27 protein-coding genes are annotated in these 24135 nt (G+C 61.9%); 3 read left to right on the top strand and 24 right to left on the bottom strand.

The genetic code is table 11. The features are described from left to right. Position 1 precedes the first annotated feature (1 nt). The 22 genes from IPM73_10430 to IPM73_10325 form a co-directional block, all read right to left on the bottom strand. The gene (locus IPM73_10430; GenBank protein MBK8918445.1) at positions 2 to 2776 is read right to left on the bottom strand and encodes a conjugal transfer protein TraG N-terminal domain-containing protein; all 2775 of its coding nucleotides are present in this window, start codon (positions 2774 to 2776) and stop codon (positions 2 to 4) included. A 33-nt stretch (positions 2777 to 2809) separates the two neighbouring features. Then, positions 2810 to 4258: a conjugal transfer protein TraH gene (locus IPM73_10425; protein ID MBK8918444.1), complete on the bottom strand. Its 1449-nt coding sequence runs from the start codon at positions 4256 to 4258 to the stop codon at positions 2810 to 2812. Further along, positions 4255 to 5118, bottom strand: coding sequence for a thioredoxin family protein (locus IPM73_10420; GenBank protein MBK8918443.1), 864 nt, complete (start codon positions 5116 to 5118; stop codon positions 4255 to 4257). Before IPM73_10420 ends, IPM73_10425 begins: the two co-directional genes overlap by 4 nt. Positions 5119 to 5126: 8 nt before the next feature. Further along, positions 5127 to 5501, bottom strand: coding sequence for a hypothetical protein (locus IPM73_10415; protein MBK8918442.1), 375 nt, complete (start codon positions 5499 to 5501; stop codon positions 5127 to 5129). After that, entirely contained in the window at positions 5498 to 7618 is a 2121-nt protein-coding gene (traN, locus tag IPM73_10410) for a type-F conjugative transfer system mating-pair stabilization protein TraN (GenBank protein ID MBK8918441.1), read from the bottom strand. Before traN ends, IPM73_10415 begins: the two co-directional genes overlap by 4 nt. 9 nt (positions 7619 to 7627) lie before the next feature. Beyond that, positions 7628 to 8386, bottom strand: a complete 759-nt coding sequence (gene trbC, locus IPM73_10405; GenBank protein ID MBK8918440.1) for a type-F conjugative transfer system pilin assembly protein TrbC — start codon at positions 8384 to 8386, stop codon at positions 7628 to 7630. Then, positions 8373 to 9401, bottom strand: coding sequence for a TraU family protein (locus IPM73_10400; protein MBK8918439.1), 1029 nt, complete (start codon positions 9399 to 9401; stop codon positions 8373 to 8375). Before IPM73_10400 ends, trbC begins: the two co-directional genes overlap by 14 nt. Continuing rightward, complete coding sequence (traW, locus tag IPM73_10395; protein MBK8918438.1) at positions 9398 to 10033, bottom strand: type-F conjugative transfer system protein TraW; 636 nt, start codon at positions 10031 to 10033, stop codon at positions 9398 to 9400. The genes IPM73_10400 and traW overlap by 4 nt, the downstream gene beginning before the upstream one ends. Next, complete coding sequence (locus IPM73_10390; GenBank protein MBK8918437.1) at positions 10030 to 10398, bottom strand: hypothetical protein; 369 nt, start codon at positions 10396 to 10398, stop codon at positions 10030 to 10032. Before IPM73_10390 ends, traW begins: the two co-directional genes overlap by 4 nt. Positions 10399 to 10408: 10 nt before the next feature. Further along, the gene (gene traF / locus IPM73_10385; GenBank protein MBK8918436.1) at positions 10409 to 11005 is read right to left on the bottom strand and encodes a conjugative transfer signal peptidase TraF; all 597 of its coding nucleotides are present in this window, start codon (positions 11003 to 11005) and stop codon (positions 10409 to 10411) included. Continuing rightward, a complete protein-coding gene (locus tag IPM73_10380) occupies positions 11002 to 11370 on the bottom strand; it encodes a hypothetical protein (protein MBK8918435.1) in 369 nt (122 codons plus the stop codon). The genes traF and IPM73_10380 overlap by 4 nt, the downstream gene beginning before the upstream one ends. Next, positions 11367 to 13934: a type IV secretion system protein TraC gene (traC, locus tag IPM73_10375; protein ID MBK8918434.1), complete on the bottom strand. Its 2568-nt coding sequence runs from the start codon at positions 13932 to 13934 to the stop codon at positions 11367 to 11369. Before traC ends, IPM73_10380 begins: the two co-directional genes overlap by 4 nt. Positions 13935 to 13941: 7 nt before the next feature. Continuing rightward, positions 13942 to 14523: a type IV conjugative transfer system lipoprotein TraV gene (traV, locus tag IPM73_10370; GenBank protein MBK8918433.1), complete on the bottom strand. Its 582-nt coding sequence runs from the start codon at positions 14521 to 14523 to the stop codon at positions 13942 to 13944. A 2-nt stretch (positions 14524 to 14525) separates the two neighbouring features. After that, a complete protein-coding gene (locus IPM73_10365; protein ID MBK8918432.1) occupies positions 14526 to 15338 on the bottom strand; it encodes a DsbC family protein in 813 nt (270 codons plus the stop codon). Continuing rightward, on the bottom strand, positions 15325 to 16710 hold the full coding sequence (locus IPM73_10360) for a conjugal transfer protein TraB (protein MBK8918431.1): 1386 nt from the start codon (positions 16708 to 16710) through the stop codon (positions 15325 to 15327). Before IPM73_10360 ends, IPM73_10365 begins: the two co-directional genes overlap by 14 nt. Continuing rightward, positions 16707 to 17588 (bottom strand): type-F conjugative transfer system secretin TraK, encoded by an 882-nt coding sequence (locus IPM73_10355; protein ID MBK8918430.1) that lies wholly within the window; start codon positions 17586 to 17588, stop codon positions 16707 to 16709. Before IPM73_10355 ends, IPM73_10360 begins: the two co-directional genes overlap by 4 nt. Then, complete coding sequence (gene traE / locus IPM73_10350) at positions 17575 to 18141, bottom strand: type IV conjugative transfer system protein TraE (protein MBK8918429.1); 567 nt, start codon at positions 18139 to 18141, stop codon at positions 17575 to 17577. The genes IPM73_10355 and traE overlap by 14 nt, the downstream gene beginning before the upstream one ends. A gap of 17 nt (positions 18142 to 18158) precedes the next feature. Continuing rightward, positions 18159 to 18458, bottom strand: coding sequence for a type IV conjugative transfer system protein TraL (gene traL / locus IPM73_10345; GenBank protein ID MBK8918428.1), 300 nt, complete (start codon positions 18456 to 18458; stop codon positions 18159 to 18161). 29 nt (positions 18459 to 18487) lie between these two features. Then, positions 18488 to 18838 carry a hypothetical protein gene (locus IPM73_10340; protein MBK8918427.1) on the bottom strand — a complete coding sequence of 117 codons (351 nt, stop codon included), beginning with the start codon at positions 18836 to 18838 and terminating at the stop codon, positions 18488 to 18490. 130 nt (positions 18839 to 18968) lie between these two features. After that, on the bottom strand, positions 18969 to 19643 hold the full coding sequence (locus IPM73_10335) for an OmpA family protein (protein MBK8918426.1): 675 nt from the start codon (positions 19641 to 19643) through the stop codon (positions 18969 to 18971). Further along, entirely contained in the window at positions 19640 to 20188 is a 549-nt protein-coding gene (locus tag IPM73_10330; GenBank protein MBK8918425.1) for a lytic transglycosylase domain-containing protein, read from the bottom strand. The genes IPM73_10335 and IPM73_10330 overlap by 4 nt, the downstream gene beginning before the upstream one ends. Before the next feature lie 186 nt (positions 20189 to 20374). Beyond that, positions 20375 to 20872, bottom strand: coding sequence for a hypothetical protein (locus IPM73_10325; protein ID MBK8918424.1), 498 nt, complete (start codon positions 20870 to 20872; stop codon positions 20375 to 20377). Between the two features lie 440 nt (positions 20873 to 21312). Here IPM73_10325 and IPM73_10320 point away from each other — a divergent pair, with 440 nt between their 5' ends. From IPM73_10320 to copK (IPM73_10310), 3 genes are all read left to right on the top strand, one after another. Continuing rightward, entirely contained in the window at positions 21313 to 21705 is a 393-nt protein-coding gene (locus IPM73_10320) for a CzcE family metal-binding protein (GenBank protein MBK8918423.1), read from the top strand. Between the two features lie 108 nt (positions 21706 to 21813). Continuing rightward, positions 21814 to 22101: a periplasmic Cu(I)/Cu(II)-binding protein CopK gene (copK, locus tag IPM73_10315; GenBank protein ID MBK8918422.1), complete on the top strand. Its 288-nt coding sequence runs from the start codon at positions 21814 to 21816 to the stop codon at positions 22099 to 22101. Positions 22102 to 22206: 105 nt separating this feature from the next. Further along, on the top strand, positions 22207 to 22485 hold the full coding sequence (copK, locus tag IPM73_10310; GenBank protein MBK8918421.1) for a periplasmic Cu(I)/Cu(II)-binding protein CopK: 279 nt from the start codon (positions 22207 to 22209) through the stop codon (positions 22483 to 22485). Here the strand turns inward: copK (IPM73_10310) and IPM73_10305 are convergent. Together IPM73_10305 and IPM73_10300 are read right to left on the bottom strand one after the other, a co-directional pair. Beyond that, entirely contained in the window at positions 22482 to 23810 is a 1329-nt protein-coding gene (locus IPM73_10305; protein MBK8918420.1) for an HD domain-containing protein, read from the bottom strand. The genes copK (IPM73_10310) and IPM73_10305 overlap by 4 nt on opposite strands. A 73-nt stretch (positions 23811 to 23883) precedes the next feature. Further along, positions 23884 to 24126 carry a hypothetical protein gene (locus IPM73_10300; protein ID MBK8918419.1) on the bottom strand — a complete coding sequence of 81 codons (243 nt, stop codon included), beginning with the start codon at positions 24124 to 24126 and terminating at the stop codon, positions 23884 to 23886. Positions 24127 to 24135: the final 9 nt, after the last annotated feature.

Raw genomic sequence — 24135 nt, 5'->3', positions numbered from 1 at the left:
CTTACTTTTTCTTAAGCAAGTCGCTCACCACCTCTTTGGCATTATCGAATGTCGCCCCTGCGTCTCTGCCTACCTGTTTGCCAGATTGCACAAGCAGCGATTTCTTCGATTCGAGCGTTCCGTCATCAGTCTTGATGATCTCAGCCTTGGAGTCGAAGTCGGCGCGGCGTGATCCAGCGTCTGAGCGAATTTGATTGCCGCGGGCATGAACTTCCTCTCGGATTGGTGATGTCGCCGGTGTGCTTCCTCGGGATGGGGCGGTATTTTCAAAGTGTGAGATTTGATCTCGATCGGATTGATGCTGACCGATGATGTCGGGTGTCAGCGTAGTATTGCCTCGCTGCTGTATATGTTGATCCCGAATCTTCCCAAAGGAAGCAGGCAGTGCCGTCCCGTCGGAAAACACCCGGTTCGGGCGCAAGGATTGCCGTGCCAATTCCGATTCCATCAAGGCATGAGCCGCCGCACTGTCGCCACCGTATTCCTCGGCGTAGCGCATAAACATCTCAAGATTATGAGGGTCCTGTGCAATGTCGATGGAAATGGACTCGCCTTTTTCGTAGGCCGACGATACGCGCTCGGCAAAGCTGATGCGCTCGGCAAGGCTCGCTTCGGCTCGTTCGGAGCGCGCGACAGTTGAACCGAGTCGGGACGACATTTCATGGGCGCCACGGGAGTCGCTGGAGAGTGCATTCAAGAAACTGGTATCCCGGGATACGCGGTCGCCAAATTGCTTGAACGCGACCAACTGCTCTCCACTCATGCTGGCCAGCGCTTTCTGCTCCTGTAACGATAGACTCGACAGATAGGATTTCTCCGCACTTGCTCTCAACTGGCCTCCAGCGAAACCTGTGTTGATGCCGATATGCCCGGCTGCACCGAAAGCGATGCGTGCGACCTGCGCTTGGCTCAGTCCTGTATTTTCCGCGACGCTCTTGGTAATTTGATTCATCTCGTTCAACGTTTCTCCCATTTGCTCGAAGCTACTGGATGTGGAGCCGCTGCTACTACGCGATGAGCGCAATTTGCTCAATCCTCGAGAGAATGCCTCTGACAAGATGGCAGATCGTTCGGTGCTGGCCGCGACGGCTTCGTTTTGTGCGGCATCGACCTGCTTGCTGGCTTGGGCGACGTCTTGCTCTGACACTCGCATCGAAACCATCCGGGAAGCAAACCCCTGATTGCGCAGCAAGCTGACAGCCGTACGCCCGGTCAATGCATTTGACGAGAACGTATTTCCGGAGATGTCGTTTTGCCAACTGCCCATGAATGCCGACGTACGGTTGGGCGCCAGTTGCATCTGGTCCATACCGACATTCCCCATCGAGACATTACCGACGGCGGCGGCCGAGGTGCCACCCGAGATCATCCCTTGCAGCCCCGACAAACCACCGACCAGTGCGGTCCCGAAGTTCTCCATGCGCTTCAGGGCGGCCCACGCAATGAAAGGAATGCTGATGGCGAGGTAACCGACAACGGCCTCCCCCGAGATCGCCCGAGAATAGATCGTTGAAGCAGTCTGCAACGCCAGCGATTTGCCTCCCGTTCCGAGGTCGGCCGCAGCGGCAAGGTCGTAGGCCGCATAGATTGAGGCCATGTAGTTCAGGATGGCATAGAGCGGCGGCCACAGCTGAATCCAGATCAGCACGCCCGCATAGCCCTTGAAGGCCAGCAGTGTTTCCCGTCCACTGGTGAGCAACAGGAGCATCACGAAGAGCGGGAACATCGCGTAGGTCACCGCCTCAACCACGTTTCTAAAAACGGGCAAGGCTTGCTCGGCCACCTTGCCATAGTTAAGCCAAGTCGCGTTCTGCTGGGCCACCGCCTGCGCTCGGCCCACCGCCAACACCATCGCCGCCGGATCATTGACCTTCTGGCCGACGATCTTGCTCGTGTCCTCGATCGCGTTGAGCATGGCATTCTGCCGGATGATGTCGACAGCGGTCGCCGCCGCGGTGGCGATGCTGTTCTTGAGATAGGCCTGCTGGATTTGTCCGGCGATGGCCGCTGCAGCGGCAGCGCCGGGCAAGGTCGGATTGAGCTGAAAGGCCAGGCGCCCCTGGATGCGGGTGATCTGGGCTGGCAAGCGGCCATTGAGGCTCAGATAGACATTGGGGCAGGTATCGACGCCGACACTGCCGCCAGCGCCGGTTAGCGTGGAAAAGCGCGCCGGATTGGGTGAGGCCATCAGCGGCCAGACATCGTCCGATGCAGAAAAGACTGCCGGATCGAGCGTGCCATCGATCAGGTCGTAGGTCGTGCAGTTGTGGATGAAATTGATGAGGTCGGTGCGGAAAGCCGGATCCCGAAACACCACGTTGCCGGTCTCGCGGATCAGACGGTTGCCGAACATCAGTCCGTTCTGCTGGTAGCTCAGTTCGACTGGGAGCGCTCCTACGCCCGGGATAACCTGGAAGGCCGTCTCGAACAGACTGGTCAGCGTATTGCCGATGGTACTGGTGATGCCGCCTAGCGCGGCCACCCCGAAGGGCACGTTGCCGACGATCTTGACGGCAGAACCGCCGGTCTTGTCCACAATGCCCACCGTGACCTTGGGGACGATCAGTACCGAGAAAACCAGCACGACGGTGCCCAACCACTTCCAGCCCTGCAGTTTCTCGGGGGCGAAAGCATAGGCCACCAGGGCGGCCACAAATCCGCAGAAGGCCACGGCTGCCAGAGCAGCGGCGTAGTCGCCCGAGGCGTGGATCGCCGCCGCGGCATTGAAGACACCGAACAGGCTGTCGGCATTCTGGTAAGCGTAGATTTCCCACATGGTGCATTCTCCAGTCGCGCAATCGCGTCAGTGCTACTGCGACAGGTAAGCAGCCTGCTGACCGAGCATGTCCATCACGTGTTGCGGCATGCTGGAGCGCAATTGGCGTTCGAGTTGTTCCAGGTGGTTCGAGACCGCCCGGAAGGAGCCGACCTTCTGATAGAGCAGGTTCTTTTCCTGGGAAAGTTGAATGAGCATGGCCTGCGCCCGCTGCCGGACCTGGTTGGCCTGCTCGCGTTGCGACTGCTGCAGGGTGTAGTTCTTGTCCAGCGCGGCCATGCCCAGACGCAGATTGCGTTCGAGGAAGACATAGGCATAGTCGGCGGCAATCACGTCGCGGTACTGGGCGATCAGGCTGTCGGCCAAACCCGATCCCGGGATACTGGTACCGATGGAGAGCATCTTGTAGACCGGCTCAGTGGTCTGGTTCACGAAGCCGACCTCGGCCGAGTTATTGGGAATGGCGGTGCGCGTCGTGATCTTCTCGGCAATGGACCGCATGATCACTTCGACCTTGGCGGTAAAGGGCGTGTGGGTGTACGCGCTGTTCAAGGTGACGACGTCGCAATTGCTGTAGTCGTTGCACTTCAAGACATGCTGCACAACATCCGTACCGGCGGCTGCACCCTGGCCGTAGAGCAACTGGCTGATCGAGGTCAGCGTCGGCGCAATCGGTTCGGGATCGCGGGCCGATTCTTCCGGGTAATAGATAATGGTGCCGACCAGACTCATGATCAGTTCGCGCTCCTGGTCATCCAGATAGGCGCCGGTGTACTGCAAGGCTTTCCAGGTCAGGTTGCCGACGAAGGGCGCCTTGTTTTTTACCTTCGGGTCGCCCGAGGAGCGTGCTGACGACAGAATGCTGGGCCGATCCGTCGCACAGCGCCGACGCGCGGCATCCCGATCGCTTTCCATGCCCATCTCGATGGCCAGATCGGCACAGGTTTCCTGGGAACTGTAGCCAACCGATTCGGCTGCTGTGCTGACAATGGCCTTGGCGGTTTCGCAGGAATTGATGCGGGCATTGTTGATCCAGGTCTCCAGCCCCTTGGCCCACTTGGTCAGCCCGCCGAGCAGCGGCGAGACCGCTTCCAGGGCGAGTTGGAATGCGATCCCCGGCAGGGCGGCCGTGATGTTCTTCAGCATGTTCTTGAACTCGGTCGCCGAAATGTGCGAGAAGGAACCGCCAAAGACATCGATGCCGCCGCAGCCGGCCTTGGCGCTGGGGAACTGGATGGCGGCCAGCTGATAAACCTTGTTCGGCGAACGCATCATCAAGTTGCCGCCGGTGTAGGTATTGAAGGTCTGGCCACGGAAGGCCCCGGGCGCCGTGTAGTTACCAATGGCGCCCAGATTGTTGAACATGTTGTTCACCTCGCTGTTGAGATCGCCGGCCTGTAGTTGAAAGGACGGGGTCGCCAGCAGCAACGCCAGGACGGCGGCAGCGGTCCGCCGAAATAGGGAATGGTTGTAATGTGTCATGGCGCCTCCTGAGGTTGGGCGGGACCTTGCGTGGTTGGGGGCAGCATCACCTCGCCCTGCGGAGCGGAGACGACGGCAATGCGCTCAAGCAACTGGGATTCCGAGAGCACCCCGAAGCCGATGGGAGAGATCTTTCCGGTGAAGGGCTGGGCCAGAAAAACGGCGGGTACCTGGCTGACCTTCAGGGTGGTGGCAATGCCGTTGTCCGGGCGGGCATTGGGGAAACTCGGCAGCGGACCACCGTCCACGCTGATGGCAACGACCTGGATGCCGTGACGGGCCTGGAAGGCGGCCAAGGTCGGCGCGAAGGCATGGCAATACGGACAATCCGAGCGGTAGAAGAAGAACAGCACGTGATCCTTGCCAAGATCGGCAATGGCGCGCGAGCGATCCACCAGTTCTGCTTGGTCGAAAACCTCCAGGGCCTTGGCATTGACCGGGCGGCCCTGCAGGGTCGGGTCCAGTTGCGGTGTGACCCAGGCAACGCGCTGCGCGACATCCGCAAAGTAGGAAGCGCGGGCGACGACCTGGGACTCCAGTTCCATGTAACGCCGGACATTGGCTTCGCTCGGTCGCATGATGGCGATGTTGCGCGTTTCTTCCAGGGTTTTCTGGAGGCGTTCGAATTCGACCAGTTCCGGTGCCCGCGAGGGTTGTGTCGGTGGCGCAGTTGGCGTGGCCTTGCCTGGAAGTAATGGACGTTCACTCTCTTCCGGCACTGGTGCTTCATAGAAATGCCAGCCGCGCCAACTGTCGGCCCAATAGCGCGAGGAAGCGTCCTGGGCCACTGCGCTATGGCTACCGAGCATCACGGCAACGGTCAGCAGCAGGAGGAGGGCGGGGCGGTTGCGGATCGTCATGCGTGGCCCTACTTCAGGGATTGCGGTGGCCGGCCATCGAGGCAGTAGTTGATGCCGAAATCCATGGTCTGGCGGCGCGGAACCGAGGTGCCGGGCAGTAAAACCCCGTCCTGCCAGAACCTGACATTTAAGCGGGCACAACCGGTCTGGGCGTAGCGCTTCTCGGTCGTGACATCGATGTAGATTGGCGAGGTAGCAGCAAAGCGTTGGGTGAGCGCCTCGGCGATCTCGCCGCTGAGGATGGCGTGGGCCTCGCCATCGACGGATCGAAGGGCGGCCAACATGACCGGTCGCGGATCCGCCACCGGGGCTCTGGGCACCTCGTCGGGGAGGGTGGGCGCCGCGAATCCGGCGAGCAAGGCAGCGGCGTAGGCGATCTTCATTGGCACTTCCCCTGTCCGTAGTAGCAGGTTGTCAGGCGGGCGGCGTTGCTGCCCTGTAGCGCGCCGGCATTGGGTAGCGTCGGAACGATGGATGCGTAGAACTCGGTGAGGTCCATGGCCGCAAAGTCGAGGCTCTGGAGTTGGGCGATAGTGAACCCCGAGCAGTCGGGGCTTTCCCCGGAGCCCCAGCCCTTGCCGACCTGCACGCGGCCCTGCTCATTGACGATGCGGGCCAATTTGCTGTTGAAGCAGCACTTGCCGGTGCTGTGTTCGATACAGGAGACGCATTTGCCGAAAATGCGGATGCAGGAGGAGCACCAGGTGCCGACGGTATGGCACAGTCCAGCCCCTTCCTTCATGGCGAGCTTGCCTTCCTCCTCGTTGCAGGACGACATCGACATGATGATGTAGATGACGATTGCAATGACCAGCGACCAGGGGTCGAAGGCGACGACCAGGCTTTCACCGGAATAGAGCACGGCCGAACTGGCCGGCAGTGCCGTACCGTTGACCGCAACGGTGATGCCATAAGTGGTGAAGCTGCCGCTGAAACCGCCGCCGAGCAGCAAGGCCTGCATCCCTTGATAGAGAAACTCGCGGTTCTGGGAATTCATCAGCACGTCGTAGACCAGGCTCGAGCCGGTGCCGAACAGGCTCTGGTTGGTCATGCCGGCGCCGGCCGAGTCGGAACTGCAGCAGTTCTTCAGCAGGCGGTCGCGGCAACGGTTGCCTTCGCCCTTGAAGACCTGCATCTTGGTGGTGTCGAGATACACGCCCGCTTCGCGTCCGGCTTCCATCAGCGACATCGAACGGGCAAAGTCGGCATCGTTGGTGTAGCTGGTGTTGAAGCAGTTCGCACCCAGGCAATAGACGTTGGCCGGGCAGTTCGAAGCGGTGGTCGTGGTTTGCGCGGCGACCGGGCAGGTATAGGTGTCCTGGGTGATCTCGCACAGCCCGCTGCCGACATTCATTTGCTTGCAGGTGCTGCTGGCTGGCGTGCAGCCGCTGCTGGCCAGCGGTGCGCACTCGTCGACCGGGGCGCCCGAGGTGCAGGTCAGGGTGCGCTCATAGGACCAGCAGGCACGGGTCACGGCGCGGCCTTCGATGGCCTTGGTCGCCGGGCCGTCGACACAGGTGTCGGCCGTGGTGACGGTGCAGCGCCCGCCAGCGTTCAGCACGGCACTCTTGTCGACCCAGACATCGGTCTCGTGTTGCACCATGGCCGGCTGGACGAACGACAGGGGCAGGTTCCACTTCACGAATCCGCCAAAACCGCTGAACTGGAAGGTGTAATTGCACGTCCCGGCTGTGCAGCCTGAACCGGGCATCATGTTGACCGTGAACGGGCTCCAGCAACTGCCCTCCCAATGGGGGGATAGGTTGGTGACATAGGTGGCCTGGGTGGCCGGTGCGGTCGGGAGGTCGACGGTCTGCCAGCCGATGCAGGCCCCTTGGCCACCGGCCGCATAGAAGCGGAAACGCTGCAGCCCATCGCTGCGCAGTTGGCATTGCGCTTCCGCCACCATGTAGTCGGCGCCGTTGCGGTTTACCTGACCGTGGGCGACCCAAGTGCCTTCGACGCAACTGGGCTGGAGGTCGATCTCAACCGTCAGATCGCGCCGCGTCGTGTAGTTGCCGACCCCGCTGTAGCGATTGCAAACCTTGGTCGTGGTGCCCGCCGCAATGCCGACCTCGGCGGTGGTGCAGCCCGAGTAATAATCGGCCAGGCTGCCCAGTGTGCTCGACGGATTGCGGGCGATGTCGCGGGCCGCGGAGACCGCCGGATCGTAGGCGGAGATCGCCGGACGGGGGGTATTGGCCGAGGTCAGCGCGCCGTCCTGGGCCTGGCAGATTGGATCGTTGGTACTGGCCGCGCAGGTACTCAGGCGAGCATTGGCCGCACCGGACAAGTTGGGCTGGCCGTAATACGCCGTTTCGGGGGGCGTCGTGGTGTACTCCGGCACGGCGCTCGCGGCGCTGGGCATATTTACCGTGCCGCGAATGACCGGGTTGACCGCCTGCCCGGCGGCTGCGCCTTCTTCAAACGGCCCGGCGATGGCGGCGCTCTGCGTCGTGATGAAGCAGAACAGCGTGATCCAGATGATCAGGCGGCGCATGGGGATTACCTATCCTCCGAGGCGTTTCAGGAAGAGTTCGGCGGCTGGGCTGAAGCCTGGTGCCGAGCGCTGCATATGTTCCAGCGCGTAATCCAGGCTGACGTCACCGGTGGCGCGCAGGAAACTGTCGGCGGGTGCACAACTGCCACTGGCGCAGGCAACCGGGCGTGTTCCGTCGCGCACCAAGACGAAGCTGGGTACCTTGCTGATGGCGAAGCGGTCGAAGGCCAGCGGATCGATCTGGATGGCGACCTGCTGTTTGCCGATCAAGCCTTGGACCTGGGAGACCGTGTCGCGCAGCGAGCCGTTCGCGAAGCCGCGGATGACGATGGCGGCTTTGGCCCGCGCCGCCTGGTCGACCAGACGTTGCAGTGTGGCGCGGGGCATGGTCAGGCTGACGAATATGAAAAGCCCTGGACCGGTAGCGAGCCCCTGCGCCCGCGTCATCGCATCGGATTGCCCGGCATAGCCGCGGGCCAGCGCTTCCAGGTCGACCGGCACGGACGTCGCCGGCTTGGGTAGCGCCTCCAGGTTCGGGCTGTTCTGCGGCGCAGATCTGCGATCGGCCTCGCTCGGCAGGGCGTATTTCTGCCGCGCCAACTCGATGTCTTGCTCGGTGACCGTGCGGGTCTCACGCCGGGCGCGTTCGATGTCCGCCTCCGTGACGACTGGCGTAGTCTGGGCCTGAACCGGGCTGCCGGCAGCGAGTGCCGCGCTGAGGCCGAGGATCAGGGGGGCGAGGATTCGATGGAAATCAGTAGCCGACACAGCAATTCCTTTTGCGAAACAACATGAAGGCGAAGTCCTCGCCACGCACCGGGTATTCCTTGCCGGCTCCCCAGAGCACGGTGGTCCGCCCGAACGGCTGGCAACAGCGGCCGGCCTCCTTGTCGGTGTTGGGAATGGGGTAGGTGAGTTGGGTTTTGTAGGCGGTCTTGTCCATCACCGGCTCGAAGTACGGCCCGCACAGACCATCTTTGCCATGCCAGCCCCAGGCCACCAACTCGCGGTGCATCTTGGCGCTCAAGCGCTGGGCCATCAGCGCGGCAGTCCGCACCCCACCGAGGTGGTAGGGGACGTGCCCGTTGAGCGGATAGACGCCACCCTGGCAACCGGCGCACCAGAACATCTCGCGGATGCCGAAGCCGACCGAGGCCGCCACGCAATCGGCGGCGCAAGCGGCAATGGCGACCGGATTGGCGAACAGCACGGCATCGGGGTTGAGGATCAGGGTCAGTTCGTCGTCGGCCCACAAGGGATCGACTTCGGTCATGTAGGCCAGATCGAAGGAACTCTTTTCGAGGCAAGGGAAGTCGGTGACCACTTCCAGCCAGTACATCACCGGGTTCAGGTAGTAATGCGCCTGATAGAAACCGCCACCGTCGCCATCACCTTCCGGACGGGTAAAGCGAGCCGCCTCGGGGGCCGGGATACCCGGGTCGAGGTCAACGCCGCCGAGGGAGACGAGGCAGAAGGGTTTGCGCACCACTTCGACATGGCGCGCCGGCTCCCAGAAGCCGATGGACAGACCGATGATCGGATTGACCAGGCAACTGCAGACGGGATTGGGTGGATTGTCGGTATCCTCCTGGTCGCCGAAGTTGGCGATGCGCGCACTGCCAATGCTGATCGGCAGGATGCAGGACCAGCAGATATCGGTGATCGGATTCGGAAACTTGCCGGTGCAGGTGGCGGTACCGGCGGCCAGGGCCGGCGGAGTGGAGAGGCCGAGGAGTAGTGCCAGGAGGATAGGAAGTCTGGCTACGAAGCAGCGTTGGCTCATCGCACGACCTCCAGTTCGTCGATGCGCAGGCGCAGCCCTTCCTGCGATACCAGGGCAGGAACCCGGGTAATGCCCAGGCGGCGGGTGAGCAGACCCTGCTGATCGAAATAGACCGGCATGCGCCATGACTTCATCAGCTCGAGGTAGGAGCCGCCGACCAGAATCGGCTTGACCCGCCCCTGGTAGAAGGCGATCAACTGCCGGGCACGGCCGACCTGGGCTGGATCGCGTCCATCGAAAAACAGCAGATGCCGGGACAGCGACACCACTTCCAGCGGGTTCTTGCGGGTGCCGGCGGCAAATAGCAACTCGCCCCGGGGGCCGAGGATATTGCGGTCGAGCGTGAAGCTCGGGTCGAAGTAGAAGGTCCGGGCCATCTCGGTCGAATGCAGGCCGGCGACCGGCGGCGGGTTTCTCACGGTGGCGATACCGCGTTCCCGGGCTTGATCTTCCAGGCGCTTGAGTTCGCCGCTACGCTCCTTGGCGCGTAGGCGCTGTTCGATCATGTGCAGCAGATGCGGTTCGCTGATCTCATAGCTCGGTCCGATGACGCCCAGATCAAGGGCTCGCGCGCTTGGCGCGACCAGCAGCAGCGCGAAGAGCAGGGACGGGATGGCGATCAGGCGTTTCATCGCGTCGCCTGGCCCGGGCAGCGGATCTGTCCGGCGAGTTGTTCGCGCCCGGCGGTGTCGCCCAGGTGGTTCGCCCGGATCAGTCCCATCAGTGCCGGATCGCCGGCACCGTCCGCCATGGCCCGGCGCAATTCGGCCGGCGTCAGGGGGCGACCGCAGCGCCGCGCGAAAGCGGCGAGGTAATCCCGCGCCCCGGCTTCGGCGGCGGGAGCGATTTGCCTGAGCAGGCCGAGATAGTCGGCCAGTGGCACGTTGTCGGAGGGCTGAGTTCCTTGCGTTGGAGCGCCGACCAGAGGGCTCTGGGCCCATGCCGTGGAGGATGTCAGAAGACCGAACAGCGCGAGGGTGAGGAGGGGACGGGGCATGGCTGGCGGCTCAGAACAGCGGGACCACGACGCCGATCACCTGCTCCGCCCGGACCAGGCCACTTTCCTGGTAGCGCGAGTCGAAGGAGTCGGGGCTGGTGCCCTGCACGTAGTAGTAGCGAGGCGGGATGACGGTCGGCGCAATCGGCGCGAGTGGCCGGCGGTCATAGGCCTTTGTCTTGGCGGCACCGACATCCTCGCCGTTGATGGCAACCTGCCGGCCGCTGACCGTGACGGTATCGCCCGGCAAACCGCGGACGATCTTGAAGAAAGGCTGACCCTGCAGCCCCGGATAGCGCTGCTGTGCCTCGCCGGCAAAGGAGAAAACGATGAAGTCGCCCCGCTGCAGTTGGTGCGGGCCGTGCTGCAGCCAGGCAATGCGATAAGGCAGGCTCGGTGTCCAGTTGAAAAGGACCGGTACTCGCGGTGTCGCATCGACGAAGAGGCGGACATAGGCCAGACTCCAGATGGCGATGATCGGCAGGTAGAGGTACCAGCGCTGGCGGGCATGGCGTAGAAAGTTGCCCACACACCCGAGGATTCGCCACCCACGGTCGGGGCTTGCTGCGGGGCGGGCAACTGCCTGTTGAAGCGGATCGCTATTCATGGCGCTGTTACCTTTCTGCGCAGTACGGCCGTCAGATCAATGGTGTTCGGGGTCGGTCCGGCCACGGCCGCCTTGAGGACGACCAGGCAGCCGCATTCGCGCGGCAGTTCCTCGAGGGCGACCGGCAGGCGCTGGGCAAAGGTTCTCGCCATGAACAGGGCTTTTTGCCGGTCTTCCTCGGAACTGGCCTTGGTCAGGATCTGGGTAAATTCAGCTTCCTTGGCGCGGTACACCTCGGCCACGTCGACCACCCCGATGACCAGCGCGGGGCGCAGGACGAGCCGGTCGTAGGCGGCCAGGGCGGCGCTCACCACGAGTAGCGTCAGCAAGCCATGACCCAATAACTGGGATGCGCTCGGTTTCATACCGTATGCCCCCGATGGCGCAGCAGTTCGCTGATCGCCTCGTCGATGGACAGGCCCTGGGCGCGCAATTCGTCGATCGGGGCGTTGTCTTCCAGCTTGTTGGAGAACAGCAGGTGGGTGGCCGGATCGAGGATGTTGCGGGCGACCCCTTCGCCGACCGGCGACGAGATGTACAACTCGGAGAAGACGCCGGCCTCGGTGCGCAGAGAGTTCAACAGCCGCTTCTTCGGTTCGTCCATAGTCAGCCGGCCCTTACGGTCGAGCATTTCAATGGATTCCGGTTTCTGGCGGAGCAGGAAAACCCAGTCCGAGCAGTTGAAGGCCGCTTCCATCTGGGTCGAGCCGTAGAAGTCGTCGGCGCTCTGGGTCGCTGTGCCGAGCGCGCCGCCGTACTTGCGGGCGCGGCGGGCGGCTTCCTCGATCACGGCAGCCTTGACCGGATCGTCGGCACCGATATCGCCCAGTTGCTGTTTCAACTCGTCGACGAAGAGCACCTTGCGCCGGTTGCGGGTGAGGTACATCTCGCCGGTGATCCGGTGGAGCAGCAGAATATTGACGACAGCGTGCAGGTCGGGCCGGCGTTTCAGTTCCTCGTTCTCGATGACGATGAAGTCATTGGAAAAGTCGATGTTGTTGCGGCCTTCGAAGAAGCGCTCGTATTGCCCGCCGCGCGAATAGGGGTTGAGCATGATGGCGAGGTCCTTGATGCGCTGGTCGCCGACCACGCCCAGCTCTTCGATGCTCCCGCTCTTGAAGGCGTCGCGTAGCCCGGTGATGCGCAGTTCATTGCCGTATTCGCGCCAGAGCTTGAGGACCATGGCCGAGATGGCCTTGTACTGCACCTCTTCCAGGGTGTGCTGCATCGAGCACATCTTGGCGATACCGGGCACCAGCATGTCGATGTCCTCGTTGATGTCGACGATGTGGGTGAACGGGTCCAGGCAGATATTCACGTCGGGGCGGAACTCGATATAGGTGCCCTTGGCCTTGCGGCACAGCTTCTCGAAACTGCGACCGAGGTCGAGCATCCAGACCTTGGCGCCGATGGCGCGGTAGGACCAGGCCATTTCGTTCATCAGTACCGACTTGCCCGAGCCGGGGGCACCGATGATGGCGAAGTTGTAGTTGCCGAGATCGTTGTCGAAGATATCGAGGGTCATCAACTGGCCGCGCCGTCCCCCGAAAACCAGGGCCGGCGTGCGCGTGCCGCGCCACTCGGCAATCAGCGGCGCCATGTGGATGGCATTGGCCATGGTCTTGCGCGTGACGCGGCGCATCTTGACGAGATCCTTGTGGAATTTCTCGGTCAGCGTCATCGGCAGGCTGGCGAGCAAGGCCTGGCGGTGCATGTAGGCATCGGCGTTGAGCTGGAAGCCGCGGCCGCGCCAGATCGCATTGGCGGCTTCGTGGGCGGCGACCGCTTTGTTGGGTGCAGTGAATATCGCCAGTTGGTGGTAGAGGCTGACCAGGTTGCCGCCGGTGTCGATGGCATCGGCCGCCGCCGTCCAGTCCTGCAGTTTCTTGTTGACGTCCGGCATGACGTCGGCCATCTTCGATTTGGCGTTCTGCGTTGCCCGCACATGGTTGGCGGTGACCACCGACTTGGTGAGGTTGGGGTCGAGGACCTGGACGCCGAGGGTGAGCAGAAACGGTGCGCTGTACTGCAAGGCCGGCTGCATCAGGTCGCCGATCAGCGACCCCATCTGCCACAGGGCGAAGCGTTCCGGAAAACTCTTGATCGAGTAGAAGCGCGCCTCCAATACATCGGGACTGGCTTCCTTCCACAAAGTCAGGCCGCTCGGATGCGGGTCCTGGATGGTATCGAAATCGACGATCTGGTCGCGCAGTTCTCGACCGTCGTCGTAGTTGAGGTCCGGCGCATCGGTCTGTGAGATGCGGTCGGGATTGGTGAATAAGGCACACCAGTTGATCAGGTCGGCGGCATCGCAAACGCGATTGGGCAGCGAAGCCGAGCGCAGGCTGGACGACATCGAGTCGCGCAGGGCGAGCAGTTCGTCGCGCTTGTTGAGGTCTTCCGGGTCGCCCGGAAAGGCGACGCTCAGCATCAGGCGGAAATCCCGGATCGTGTAATGAAAGCCGGCGGTCAGCGATTTCTGCGCTCCCTGCAGCAGATGGTCGACGCGCTGCCGCGCCAATTTGCGGAACAGGTTTTCGTTGCGCGCCGGACGGCCCCATTGTTTGGCCTGCTCGGCCTGGTCCTCATCCTCGACCCGCAGATTGGCGTACTGGCGCAACTGGCTGCGCACCTGCGGCGAGGCGAACAGATGGAACTGGATGCCGGTGCCGGGCGGGCAATTGGCGTAGAGCGAGATCAGCACTTCCGCCATCCGCTCGTCGGCCCCCGACTGCGGCATCAATTCGAGCATGACGCCCATGCTGTCGCGGTTCACGAAAATCTTCTCGGTGGCGAGATAGGCAGAGTAGGGCAGCCAGCTGGCGAACTGTTCGGCCGGCGAGTCCGCCGGTTCTCCGAAGGGAAAGCGCGGGGCATTGGCGTGGTCGCGCTGGCGGACAAAATGGGGATCGCTGTGGGCGGTGTTCATTTTGACCTCACTGTGCAGGGGTGGCGCCGGGCCCGGACAGCGGCGGGCGTTGCAGCATCGGCAGGGGGGACGGTGTACCGGCGCCGGGTTCGGCAGCCGCCTCAGTGGCCGGCTTGGGCGGGGGCTTCAGCGGCGCATAGAGATCACGGATCTGGCGTTGCACGTGGTCGATCTGCCACTGGCCGTTGTCCACCTGGACATAGACGTAGCCCTGGTCGTAGAGATCGCCGTCGGCGTCTTCCCAAGGCTTGATCCACAGCCGCAGGATGCGGGCCTGGGTACGTAGGGGTTTGGGCGTTACGGACATCCCGGAAAGGTTGGCTGTTGCCAATGAAATAGGGTGTCCAAGCGTGGAGGGGGTGTTCTCTTCGGATGTCTCTTTCTGCCGGCGAGCGGATCGTTGTGCCTGCTGGCTGGGCAGGTTGTTGTGAAGGGCGTTGGCATAGGTGCCGGACACCGAGTCGCAGGCGACGCCATCGGGGGCCTTGCAGGCGTACTTCGAGTCGCCGCCCAAGCCTGACATGTTCATGCAGGCGCCCAAGGGGAGAAGCAGGCAAACAGCAGCGAGTCGCAAGATCAGCGTTTTCATGGCTATTTCTCCGGTGCAACTTGCGATGTAGTCGCAGCGAGCCGTGCTTCGATCAAGGCTCGCCCGACGAACCCTTCGCTACGGGTGCCATCCGCCCAGATCAGTGTGGGCGTGCCCTGCACGCCGAGTTGGTGGGCCAGCGCCAGGTTGCGACCGATCGGGTGGTCGCAGGCAGAGGCGTTGTTGAGCAGGCTGTCGTCGCCGTCGAGCATGAGGCGCCGCCAGGCCGCCGTGCGATCTGCGGCACACCAGATGGCGATCGGTTTCATCTCACCCAGGAAAGGCAGCAGGAAGGTGTAGATGGTGATGTTGTCGAGGCTGACCAGTTCCGCTTCCAGTTGTTTGCAGTAAGGGCAGTTCGGGTCGCTGAAAACGGCCAACTGACGCTGACCAGCGCCGTGCACGGTCTTGACCGCATCGCTCAGTGGCAACTGTTCGAAGCGGATCGGGGCTGCTGCAGTGGAGGTGTTTTTCTGGGGCGCTTCACCGGGGTTTTTTGCTTTGCTGACCTGCGCCAGTTTCGGACCGGTCAGATCGCTCATGCTCTGGGTGTCGAACAAGTGGCCGAAGAGGAAGTAGCGTGGCTGTTTGGCCGGCACGTAGGCGACGTTGCCGTTCATCCAGACCTCGTAGAGGCCGGCGACGGGCGTCCGGGCGATGGTCGAGAACTGCGTTCCCGGATGGGCTTTCTGCAAGGCCGACAGCAACTGCGTCTCGTCGGGCGTGGCCGCATTGACGGCGAAGCAGGTGCCTAAAAGGATCGTGCTCAAGGCAGCGATGAGTGCTCGCCGGCGTATGGGTTTAGTAGTTGCCATCGTCCGAGGTCTCCAGGTAACGGGTTTCAGGGGAATTGGCGAAGCGGGCGGAAGCGGACTCGCCGGTTGTCATCGGTACATCGATGCGCACGCCCTTGGTGATCACCACATCGACCTCGCGGCCGGCGTCCACTTCGATGACCGGGAAGGTGTTCTCGGCAAGTTTGATGTAGTACTGGGCCAGCCGGTCGAGGGCCTTGCCGACACCGGCGCCGAGTCCGGCGCGGTAGGCGTCGGAACCGGTGGCGCTGGCGACCGTGCCGAGGGCCGAGGTGCTGTATTCGGTCGACGAGGTCGCCAGGCCCTGGCCGATGCCGCTGACCACGCCGGCCAGCAAGGCGTTGGCGAGCATCTGTCCCTGTTTGGTGACCAGTCGCCCGCGCATGCCGACCTTGCCATCCTCGCCATAGATCGAGCCCTGGATCTTGACTTCCAGCGTTGCGCCGTCGGTTCGCACGCAAGACAGACTCTCGGTGCGCAGGTAGGCTCGCTCGGAACTGATGTCGCCATAGCCGGCGGCCACCACGAAGCACTCCCGGTATTCGGCACGAAAGCGGTTGGGCAGGAAAGAGTTGTCTGAAAGACGGATCAGGACCGGGTGCGGGTTGGATTGCGATTGACCGCCGGTGGGTGCATCCAGGCCACCCAACAGCGTGCCACGGGTGAAACTGACGGGCAGGAAGGTGGAGACGGTCCGGGGGGCTGTTTGCGCTCCAGCGCCTGCGGCGCGTTCGGCTTTCTCTCCCGTGTTGGCGAGCAGGGAGCGCTCGGCCACCGTAATCCGGGTGATCCCTGGGCTTGGTGCCTGCATGGAGGTCGGCGCCAGCAGGTCGCCGGGCGTGCCACTCGGCATTGCTCCTGTGGGCAAGCCCTTGAACGGCGGCGGAGCTGGGGGCAGGCTCGCCGCTGGCGGCATGCTGCTCGGCATGGTCGGGACTGGTGTGGGCGGCTGGGGCGTAGCGGCGGCCTGCTGGGTCGAAGTCAGTCGCTGTTCCAGTTCGGCAAAGCGCTGCATCGTTTTCGCTTCGAAGGTCTGGCGATCCTTGTTGAGTCGTCCCTGTTCTTCGCGTTCGTTCTCGTACTGGGCAAGCTTGCGCCCGGCCGTGCCGACCCATTGATCGACCGGATTGACCTGGGCGCCGGGCGACATCACGCCGATGTTGGTGACCGAACTGGCCGACCCGGAGGCGGGTTGCGCGGTGTTCACTGGCGGACTGCCCGCAGTGAATGCGAAAATCGACCAGAGCAGCCCGACGCCGCCGGCCATCAGGGCGCCGAGCATGGCGTACTGGCGTTGCCGTGGGGAGAGGTGTTGCAGCAATTGCTGCGGCAAACCCCGCAGCGTTTGCATCCACTGACGCGGCGTCGTCATGGCGCCTCTCCGCGGCGGATTACATAGACGCTGGTGCTCTCGCCGGGACGAAGATTATGGTGCTCGACGGCGATGCCAACGACGCTGCCCTGCTCACGGTCGAATTCCGGTTCGGCCAGCACCATGGGCCCATCGCTGATGTTCTGCAGCAGGTATTTCTCGCCGACCAGGCCGCGCCCGTCGTACTGGCGCACCCGGGAAAACCGCGCCTCGTTCCACAACGGGAGCATGCCGTGGGTCTCTTCGACCCGGATATCCGGTGGCACCCGATCCGAAGCCATCGCCACCAGCAGCGCCTTCATGGCCCGTACCTGGTTGGGTGACGGACTGGCCGGATTCTGAGCCGATGTCGAATGCTTCAATGCCTTCGGCGTCCTGTCGCGAATGACGATCGTGTCCGCCGGTGTATCCGAGCGACGCAGCAGCAAGGTGTAGGTGGCGTTGGCCGATGCGACGAAGAGGTTGATCGGCTTGACGGAATCGCCGACCGGACGGACATAGATTTCGCCCTTGTCGCGGTCGCAGGTCAGTGCGATCTCGCCGGCTGGGTTGATCGGCGATGAACCGGTACCGGCGGGCGCCATGCCTGGGCTGGCGGGAAGTGCTGCCGCCATGCCGCATTGGCTCGAATGGATGTTGCCGAAAACGTCAGTGATCGACATCCCTTCGATGCGGATGCGGGTCGGTTCCCGGATCGACAGGATGGCTTCGACCGCCGCGCCGTCGCTGGCCTCGACGAGTTGTAGAGCCTGGGCGGGCAGGGCCGTCATGCTGGCGACACAGGCGATGGCCAGAACAGCGCTCATCGTACGTCCGTGTTTCGACGCCGGCTTGGAATCCGATCTGGATAGAGCCGGGTGGGTATCAGTTGCCGACATTGGCTACCTCCTTGAAACTTTTCAGATGCATACGCGCACCGGCGTAGCTGAACTCGACCCGATAGGCCTTGAGGTCGTTGGCCGTCTCGAACCCGTTGACCAGGGTGCGTAGCCGCCCGCGAATGACGACGCTCTGGCCTTCCTCGCTAGGGACCAGTTGCTGGGGCGCGAAGACGGTGGCGGCGTTGATGCGCTTCAGGCGTTCGGCTTCCACTTCCTGCCGGGTCTTCAGCGGGCCGTACTGTTCCGGTTCGACGTAGCCAAGCAGGATGTCCTTCTTCCAGTCGATTGAGGCCGGCGTCACGTCGAGGACCAGCCAGGCAATGAAACTGCCCATCTGCTCCAGGTACTCGCTGCTGGCCTTGTCACGGGTGACCCAGAAGGTCTTGTCGATTGAGGGCGGCACGACGATGGTGCGTACCGTACCGAGCAGGTTGAGGATGACGATCAGGGCGAGAATCTGGCCGGCCGCCAGGACGCCGACGGTGAGACTCAGCCCCCGGTTGCGGCGGCGCATTTCCTTGATGTCGCCGTTGAGTCGTTCGAAGTCCATGGGTTTTTCTCCTGGGCTCAGCCGACCATGCGGCGGATGTGGGACGGTGGCGTGGCACGCATCGTGGTCAGCGGACTGGCCGGCAGGTGCCAGTACAGCCAGTGGATGGCGAAGGCCGGATGCTTGTCCGCCTTGATGCGCGATATCCAGCGCGAGACGAAGATGCCCGCCGCCATGCAGACGGCGAACGAGGTCTTGCTGCCGGACATGTAGCCGACGAAAAACATGAACAGGATCGGCGCGGCGACATCGACATCCCAGAAGCCGATTTTCCATTGGTCATCGAGACGCCGTGGGATATAGGTGTCTGCTTGCATGTCGGACTCCTGGGGTCGATGCCGGCGTTTCAGATCACTGCGCCCATGATCGCGCCGGCGATCACGAGACCCACGGCGGCAAAAATGGCGAGGCCCACGTAAAACAGGACCGGACCGAAGTTGCGTAGTGCAGAGAGCGAGATGAGCGCGACCACGAACCCGACGAAGCCGACCAGGGCCTTGATGCCGGGGCCGAGCGCGGCGATCTGGGTCAGCGCCGAGGTCAGCGGGCCGGTGATGCCGGTAAAGGCGACCAGGTCCAGGGCGTAGCCGGGAAAAGCGATGCCGAGGCCGAGAGCGATCGTCGCCAGCAGCATCGCGACCATGATCGGTTTGCGCGCGGCAACACGGGGGGAAGAAACCAGCACAGCAGTGTTCATGAGTACCTCCGGGGAAGAATCGAACGTTGAATGGGGTGGAAAAGGCAGGTGGGCATCGGGATGCCCTGCAGGTGGGAGCGCATGCTCGGCGGGTGAAAGGCTGCAAATACGGAGATCGGGCCGCCCGGCGTCATGGCGGCAGGCCCTCGTTCATCTGAAAAACCACCTCGACCCGGCGGTTTTGCGTGCGGCCGGCTTGGGTATCGTTCGGGGCGATGAAGCAGCACCCGCCTTGTGCCTTGATGGTCAGGGCAGGCGTCAGTCTCGGATGTGTCTTGAGCAGGTGGTCGCGGACAGCCAGGGCGCGCGCCAGAGCCAACGAATCATTGAAGGCCAGCGGCCCCGTGTTGTCGGTACGGCCGAGGATCGTGATGCGGCGTGTCGACTTGAGGTCAGCCATCGCCTCATTCAATTGGGTGCGAGCGGCAGGGCTCAGCTTGGCGCTGCCAAGGCCAAAGCGCAGGGTGAGCGTGCGGAAGACTTCCTTCTTCGGTGTCGGGGCTGACGGTACAGCGGACGGGGAGGGCTCGGTTGGGATGGAAGCATCGGTGCGCTTGGCCGATGGGTCAGGGGGTTCCAGCGCGAGTGTCTTGGCGGTACGGATCGGGCAGGCGGGTGGGATGCAGCGTGCAAACCTCGCCTGCTGGCCGAAATCGAGTTGGGCCAACTGCGCCGGTGCCGCGCGCTGCAGGATTGCCTGGTGATCGGGTGACACCGGCGTGGGGAACAGGCTGCACGCGGCGGCCAGGAGGGTACAGCCGCCCATGAGGCCGAGCGTCCAGTGGCGTAGTGAGCCAAATCTCATCGCGCCACCCGCACCGACATCATTGCAAGCATCCCGCCCGAGGCCGCCGGCTTGACCGCGTTCGGTGCCTTGACGAATTGGCTGCTCCGTTGGGCCGGCAATTGGCGGTAAACCCGCCAGGCGTATTGGGCGCGGGCCTTGGCGCAAGCCTCGCCTTTGAGCCGCGAGCAGGCTGCGTTGTAGGCACCGACCGTATCCCAGGTCGTTCCGTGCCGGGAAAACAGATCGGACAGCAGCCAGGCACCAACCTGAATGTTGGTGCAAGGATCAAAAAGGTCCGATTCCCTGATGCCGTGGCGTGACAGCACCGAGAGATGACGGTTGTTGATCTGCATGAGTCCAATGTCGTAGGACTTGGTGCGTTGAAAGTGCGAGCTGTTGACGGCTTTCGGGTTCAGGTTCGATTCGACTCGGGCGATCGCATAGAGCAGGTCGGCTGACACGCCATAGCGCTGTCCTGCCTCTCCCCAGCAGGCCAAAGCGTGGGGAGAAAGCGTTGCCATGACAGCCAGGGTAGCCAGGGAGACAAAGGACGACGAACGCATTGATCACCTCTCGAACGGAATCGGGACAGACCGCCAAGCGGGCAGCCAAGTCTGGGTAGTCAGCGGTGAGCGGACTGCCTGGGTGGGATTCGGGTCGGTCCGGGTCTAACCGGGCAAGGTGACGATGAGCGAACGGATCAGCGTGGGTGGGGTACGCCTGGGGGCGGATTTGAGGTCAAGTGGCCCTTAACCAGATGCGGTTAGACGCTCGAGTTGGGAACGCTCCACCATATTCAGGCGGGCCTGCTGCAAGACGCTCGTGCCTAACGGATCCGGCATCCGGCACAGTGCTACGCAGGCCGTTGTCAGTTGGTCGAGTTGGAACTTGGGGTTGGGGTGCCGGTTGGCGGGGGAGCGTTGCAATTCCTGCAGTAGCTGATATTGGTTCCGCCACATCGATTCGCGGCGGCGCGGCGTTTGCGGCGAGCGCAGCACCAACTCGGTACCGAGGAAGCGGAAGATGCGTGTGGGCGCATCCGGCAGGGCGAAGACCTGCGAAACGCAGGCGCTGATGAGGTCGGGGAAACGAAAGGTCGGCGATACATTGGTCTCGCTGCGTAGCAACCGGTACAGCCAATCGTGCTCTTCGAGCCACAGACGGGTTTCGATGATCTCCTGCTGCCCGCTCTGATGCGGACGGGGAATTGTGTTGTGCCGGTGCGTCGTCGATGCAGCAGTGAACATGGGCCTGACCTCGATTCGGTGACGTATTGCGCTTGCGAGCGCATGGTCGAAGAGTAGGCGGTGCCACCTGGGGCGTCTCCCGGGAATGGGAAGCTTATGAGGGGGATTTCGCCATCGAGGTCGGGAAAGGGGGACTTACGTTATCAGTACATGTGTATGAAAGGTTGCAAGATTATCTGCGGTAAGTTTCATGAGGGCCTCTCCAACAAATGTGCTGACCACGTAATTTTTTTCAGGCGCATTTCATGGTTAATTTTCGTGATGGCCCAATCTGGGTAATTGGCTTGGCGGCATCTGGAAACCTGTCAGGAAATTACAAATTGGCTATCAGAAACGTAATCTCCAGGTCAGCGTCCTGTTGGTAGCGCACTCCTAAGATGACATCACGGTTGGACGAAAGAGGTCCGACACGATTAACCCGATCTCACAAGGAGAGAATCATGAAAACGAACATTGCCAAACTAACCCTGATCGCTGCTCTCGGTTTTTCTGTTGCCGGAACCAGCTATGCCCACGAGGACTACTCAGAAGGGCAGAGTTTGCACTGGCTTTCACATGTCTCGGAATCCAAGAGTCAGCCGACCACCAACCAACTCGCGCCCTACGGCTACGCAGCGTCCAGCGCAGCTGTTCGGGAGGTGAATATCGACAGCGGCACCAAGTACCTGAATGTCACACGCCTCGAAACCATCCGGATCAATGTTGGCAGCAAGAGCGTCACCTGGACGTTCGATACCCTGGGCACTGCGTCGTTTCCGCTTGCCAAGGTTATTCCGGGGGCTGAGGGCGTGACGGTGTATGTCACGGAGAACCCGGCCTACACCGGCGGCTGAGTGAAAGATTACGAGGCGATGACACAAATGTCATTGCCTCGTCGGGGAGCTGACAGGTTCTCGTAGGTAGCATTGAAATGCAAGTCCATTACTCTCAAGGAGAAAGAAATGCTGAAAAAACTGTTGATGGTTGTCGCGATGAGCGCGGTGACCGCTACTGCGTTTGCTTCTGATGAAGCCCGTGCTGCTGCCAAGCAGGTGATCGAATTGAAAGACGGATCGACGGTCTACATCTTCAAGGACGGCAAAATGGGCATGGAGGATAAATATGGTCGCGCCATGCGTATGAAGAAAGACACCGTGATGGAAGCCAAGGATGGTCAGAAGATCATCATGCACGGCGACGAAGTCATGCGTCTCGATTCTCTGCTCAAGAAAGGGCATGAGGGCGGCTAATCGATCGACTCTCACGGAGCGTGAAGCGGCTATCAAGCAAGTTGAACGCTTGTAAGCGTTGCAAACAGAGGTATTACCAGTGCGTTAAATTAGTGGAGAAACAAAATGCTGAAAAAATTGTTGATGGTTGTTGCGATGAGTGCCGTTACGGCGACCGCATTTGCCGTGGATGCGGCACAGGTTGAAAAATCGATCGAGTTGAAAGATGGCTCCACGGTCTACATTTTCAAGGACGGAAAAATGGGCATGGAAGACAAACTTGGCCGCGCGGTGCGCATGAAGAAAGACACCGTGATGGAAGCCAAGGATGGCCAGAAGATCATTATGCATGGTGACGAAGTCATGCGTCTCGACAGTCTGCTCCATAAGGATCATCGCGGCTAAATCACCGACTGTGTCGTTACGAAAGCGGCTCCTTCTTCGGGGGCCGTTTCTGTTTTGAAATAGCGGGAAAGCAACATGCGCATTCCCTGCCGCAATTCGGCATCGTCAACCTGCACCGCCTTGGTGTACAAGCCAGGCGCAATCTTGATGTATACGGCAACGACCAACGGGTCGAAATGTTGACCGGCATCTCTCTCGATAATGCTCAGCGCTTCAGCGAGCGTCATCGGCTCCTTGTAGGGGCGTTTCGAGGTTAGTGCGTCGAAGACATCAACCACTGCAAAAACGCGGGCAATACGGGGAATCGCCTCGCCGCGCAGGCCGTCTGGGTAGCCAGCACCGTCAAACCGCTCATGGTGATGGCGAATGGTCTGCGCCGCGCCCGCCAGCCAACGGTTCCCGGCGACGATCTCGGTGCCGAGCAGGGAATGGCTTTTCATGATTTCGAATTCCTCGGCGGTCAGTTTGCCGGGTTTGAGCAGAATGCGGTCGGGAATGCCGATCTTGCCGACATCGTGCAGAAAAGCGCCGACCACCAAATCGGCAATCTCCTTTTCCGGCAGGCCCATCGCCTCGGCCAAAGCGACTGCATAGTAAGTGACCCGGTAGTTGTGGGCGTCGGTATCCGAATCCCGCTTGGCAACGGCGTTGCCGAGGGAGTGCATCAGGGAGAGATTGGAGTCCAGCAGGCGTCGGGACAGCCCGGTCGATTGCTTCAGCATGGCCAACAGCAAGGGATAGAGTAGCAGTGCCGTGAGCAGGACAGACAAGGTGGCGGTCAGGGCTGCGGCGCGGACTTGTTCTCGCTGAGCTAGCAAGCTTTCCTCATCGAGACGGCTGACGCCTTCCACATAGCCGGCCAGCGAATCATCGCTCCCGAACAATGGCAAGACGACTTGGATCAGCCGTTCGCCTGACACTTCGATCCAGTTTCGGTGACTTTGACCGCGTTCCGGCCAGTCATGCTGCCGGGACTTGGCGGCAGCGACGAGGGTTGCCGGAATATCTTCCCAAGTTTCGTAGATCAGCGCTCGGCTCGGGCTGAATACGCGAATGCCGACAAACCGGGTTCGATCCAGCAGGCGGTTGAGTGTACCGTGCTCCTCCTGTGCTTTTCCATCAAAGGCCATTTGCATGGCCGGCGACTCGAAGTGGCGGGCGCTGGTCGTCGCGCGATCCAGTGCCGCTTGCTCGGTCCTCGACGTTTCGAGCAGGTACGAGCCCCCTCCTGCTGCCAGTCCGATCAAGATCGAGGTGGCTCCCAACTTGCTAGCCAGCATCCAACGCAGTTGCCGGGGAGTTTGCGGTAGGGTGGCGTTTTTCATTTGGGCGGGGCGCCTTCCGGGTTGGCGGTGTAAAAGCCGGTTTGGGCATTCATGATGGGCATGAGTTGATCGATCACTCGTTGATGATCAGGATAGCCTTGATCGGGTCGATGGGCCCAAGATCGTGCCATGCATCACGGGGCGCGACGGTTTTTTGCTCATTGCAGCAACCGTGATTGCACTCCACAAACCAACGTTTTTGCAGCACCGTTCGGCAATAGTTATAAGTCAAAGTCTTGGGATTACAACCGACGGCCGCGGCGAGCATACGACAGGTGCAGCGATCACCATGTTCAGGAGGTTTGTGAAGTTCCATGGAAAGGCG

This window comes from Betaproteobacteria bacterium (genome assembly GCA_016720065.1).
GTDB lineage: Bacteria > Pseudomonadota > Gammaproteobacteria > Burkholderiales > Rhodocyclaceae > SSSZ01.
The sequence above is the reverse complement of the archived record's forward strand: the minus strand, read 5'-3'. Positions and strand labels throughout refer to the sequence as shown.

Excerpts from the sequence above, each read along its gene's own strand:
- IPM73_10430 (MBK8918445.1), bottom strand. The coding sequence starts at position 2,776 with ATGTGGGAAATCTACGCTTACCAGAATGCCGACAGCCTGTTCGGTGTC.
- IPM73_10425 (MBK8918444.1), bottom strand. The coding sequence starts at position 4,258 with ATGACACATTACAACCATTCCCTATTTCGGCGGACCGCTGCCGCCGTC.
- IPM73_10420 (MBK8918443.1), bottom strand. The coding sequence starts at position 5,118 with ATGACGATCCGCAACCGCCCCGCCCTCCTCCTGCTGCTGACCGTTGCC.
- IPM73_10415 (MBK8918442.1), bottom strand. The coding sequence starts at position 5,501 with ATGAAGATCGCCTACGCCGCTGCCTTGCTCGCCGGATTCGCGGCGCCC.
- traN (MBK8918441.1), bottom strand. The coding sequence starts at position 7,618 with ATGCGCCGCCTGATCATCTGGATCACGCTGTTCTGCTTCATCACGACG.
- IPM73_10400 (MBK8918439.1), bottom strand. The coding sequence starts at position 9,401 with ATGAGCCAACGCTGCTTCGTAGCCAGACTTCCTATCCTCCTGGCACTA.
- traW (MBK8918438.1), bottom strand. The coding sequence starts at position 10,033 with ATGAAACGCCTGATCGCCATCCCGTCCCTGCTCTTCGCGCTGCTGCTG.
- IPM73_10390 (MBK8918437.1), bottom strand. The coding sequence starts at position 10,398 with ATGCCCCGTCCCCTCCTCACCCTCGCGCTGTTCGGTCTTCTGACATCC.
- traF (MBK8918436.1), bottom strand. The coding sequence starts at position 11,005 with ATGAATAGCGATCCGCTTCAACAGGCAGTTGCCCGCCCCGCAGCAAGC.
- IPM73_10380 (MBK8918435.1), bottom strand. The coding sequence starts at position 11,370 with ATGAAACCGAGCGCATCCCAGTTATTGGGTCATGGCTTGCTGACGCTA.
- traC (MBK8918434.1), bottom strand. The coding sequence starts at position 13,934 with ATGAACACCGCCCACAGCGATCCCCATTTTGTCCGCCAGCGCGACCAC.
- traV (MBK8918433.1), bottom strand. The coding sequence starts at position 14,523 with ATGAAAACGCTGATCTTGCGACTCGCTGCTGTTTGCCTGCTTCTCCCC.
- IPM73_10365 (MBK8918432.1), bottom strand. The coding sequence starts at position 15,338 with ATGGCAACTACTAAACCCATACGCCGGCGAGCACTCATCGCTGCCTTG.
- IPM73_10360 (MBK8918431.1), bottom strand. The coding sequence starts at position 16,710 with ATGACGACGCCGCGTCAGTGGATGCAAACGCTGCGGGGTTTGCCGCAG.
- IPM73_10355 (MBK8918430.1), bottom strand. The coding sequence starts at position 17,588 with ATGTCGGCAACTGATACCCACCCGGCTCTATCCAGATCGGATTCCAAG.
- traE (MBK8918429.1), bottom strand. The coding sequence starts at position 18,141 with ATGGACTTCGAACGACTCAACGGCGACATCAAGGAAATGCGCCGCCGC.
- traL (MBK8918428.1), bottom strand. The coding sequence starts at position 18,458 with ATGCAAGCAGACACCTATATCCCACGGCGTCTCGATGACCAATGGAAA.
- IPM73_10340 (MBK8918427.1), bottom strand. The coding sequence starts at position 18,838 with ATGAACACTGCTGTGCTGGTTTCTTCCCCCCGTGTTGCCGCGCGCAAA.
- IPM73_10335 (MBK8918426.1), bottom strand. The coding sequence starts at position 19,643 with ATGAGATTTGGCTCACTACGCCACTGGACGCTCGGCCTCATGGGCGGC.
- IPM73_10330 (MBK8918425.1), bottom strand. The coding sequence starts at position 20,188 with ATGCGTTCGTCGTCCTTTGTCTCCCTGGCTACCCTGGCTGTCATGGCA.
- IPM73_10325 (MBK8918424.1), bottom strand. The coding sequence starts at position 20,872 with ATGTTCACTGCTGCATCGACGACGCACCGGCACAACACAATTCCCCGT.
- IPM73_10320 (MBK8918423.1), top strand. The coding sequence starts at position 21,313 with ATGAAAACGAACATTGCCAAACTAACCCTGATCGCTGCTCTCGGTTTT.
- copK (MBK8918422.1), top strand. The coding sequence starts at position 21,814 with ATGCTGAAAAAACTGTTGATGGTTGTCGCGATGAGCGCGGTGACCGCT.
- copK (MBK8918421.1), top strand. The coding sequence starts at position 22,207 with ATGCTGAAAAAATTGTTGATGGTTGTTGCGATGAGTGCCGTTACGGCG.
- IPM73_10305 (MBK8918420.1), bottom strand. The coding sequence starts at position 23,810 with ATGAAAAACGCCACCCTACCGCAAACTCCCCGGCAACTGCGTTGGATG.
- IPM73_10300 (MBK8918419.1), bottom strand. The coding sequence starts at position 24,126 with ATGGAACTTCACAAACCTCCTGAACATGGTGATCGCTGCACCTGTCGT.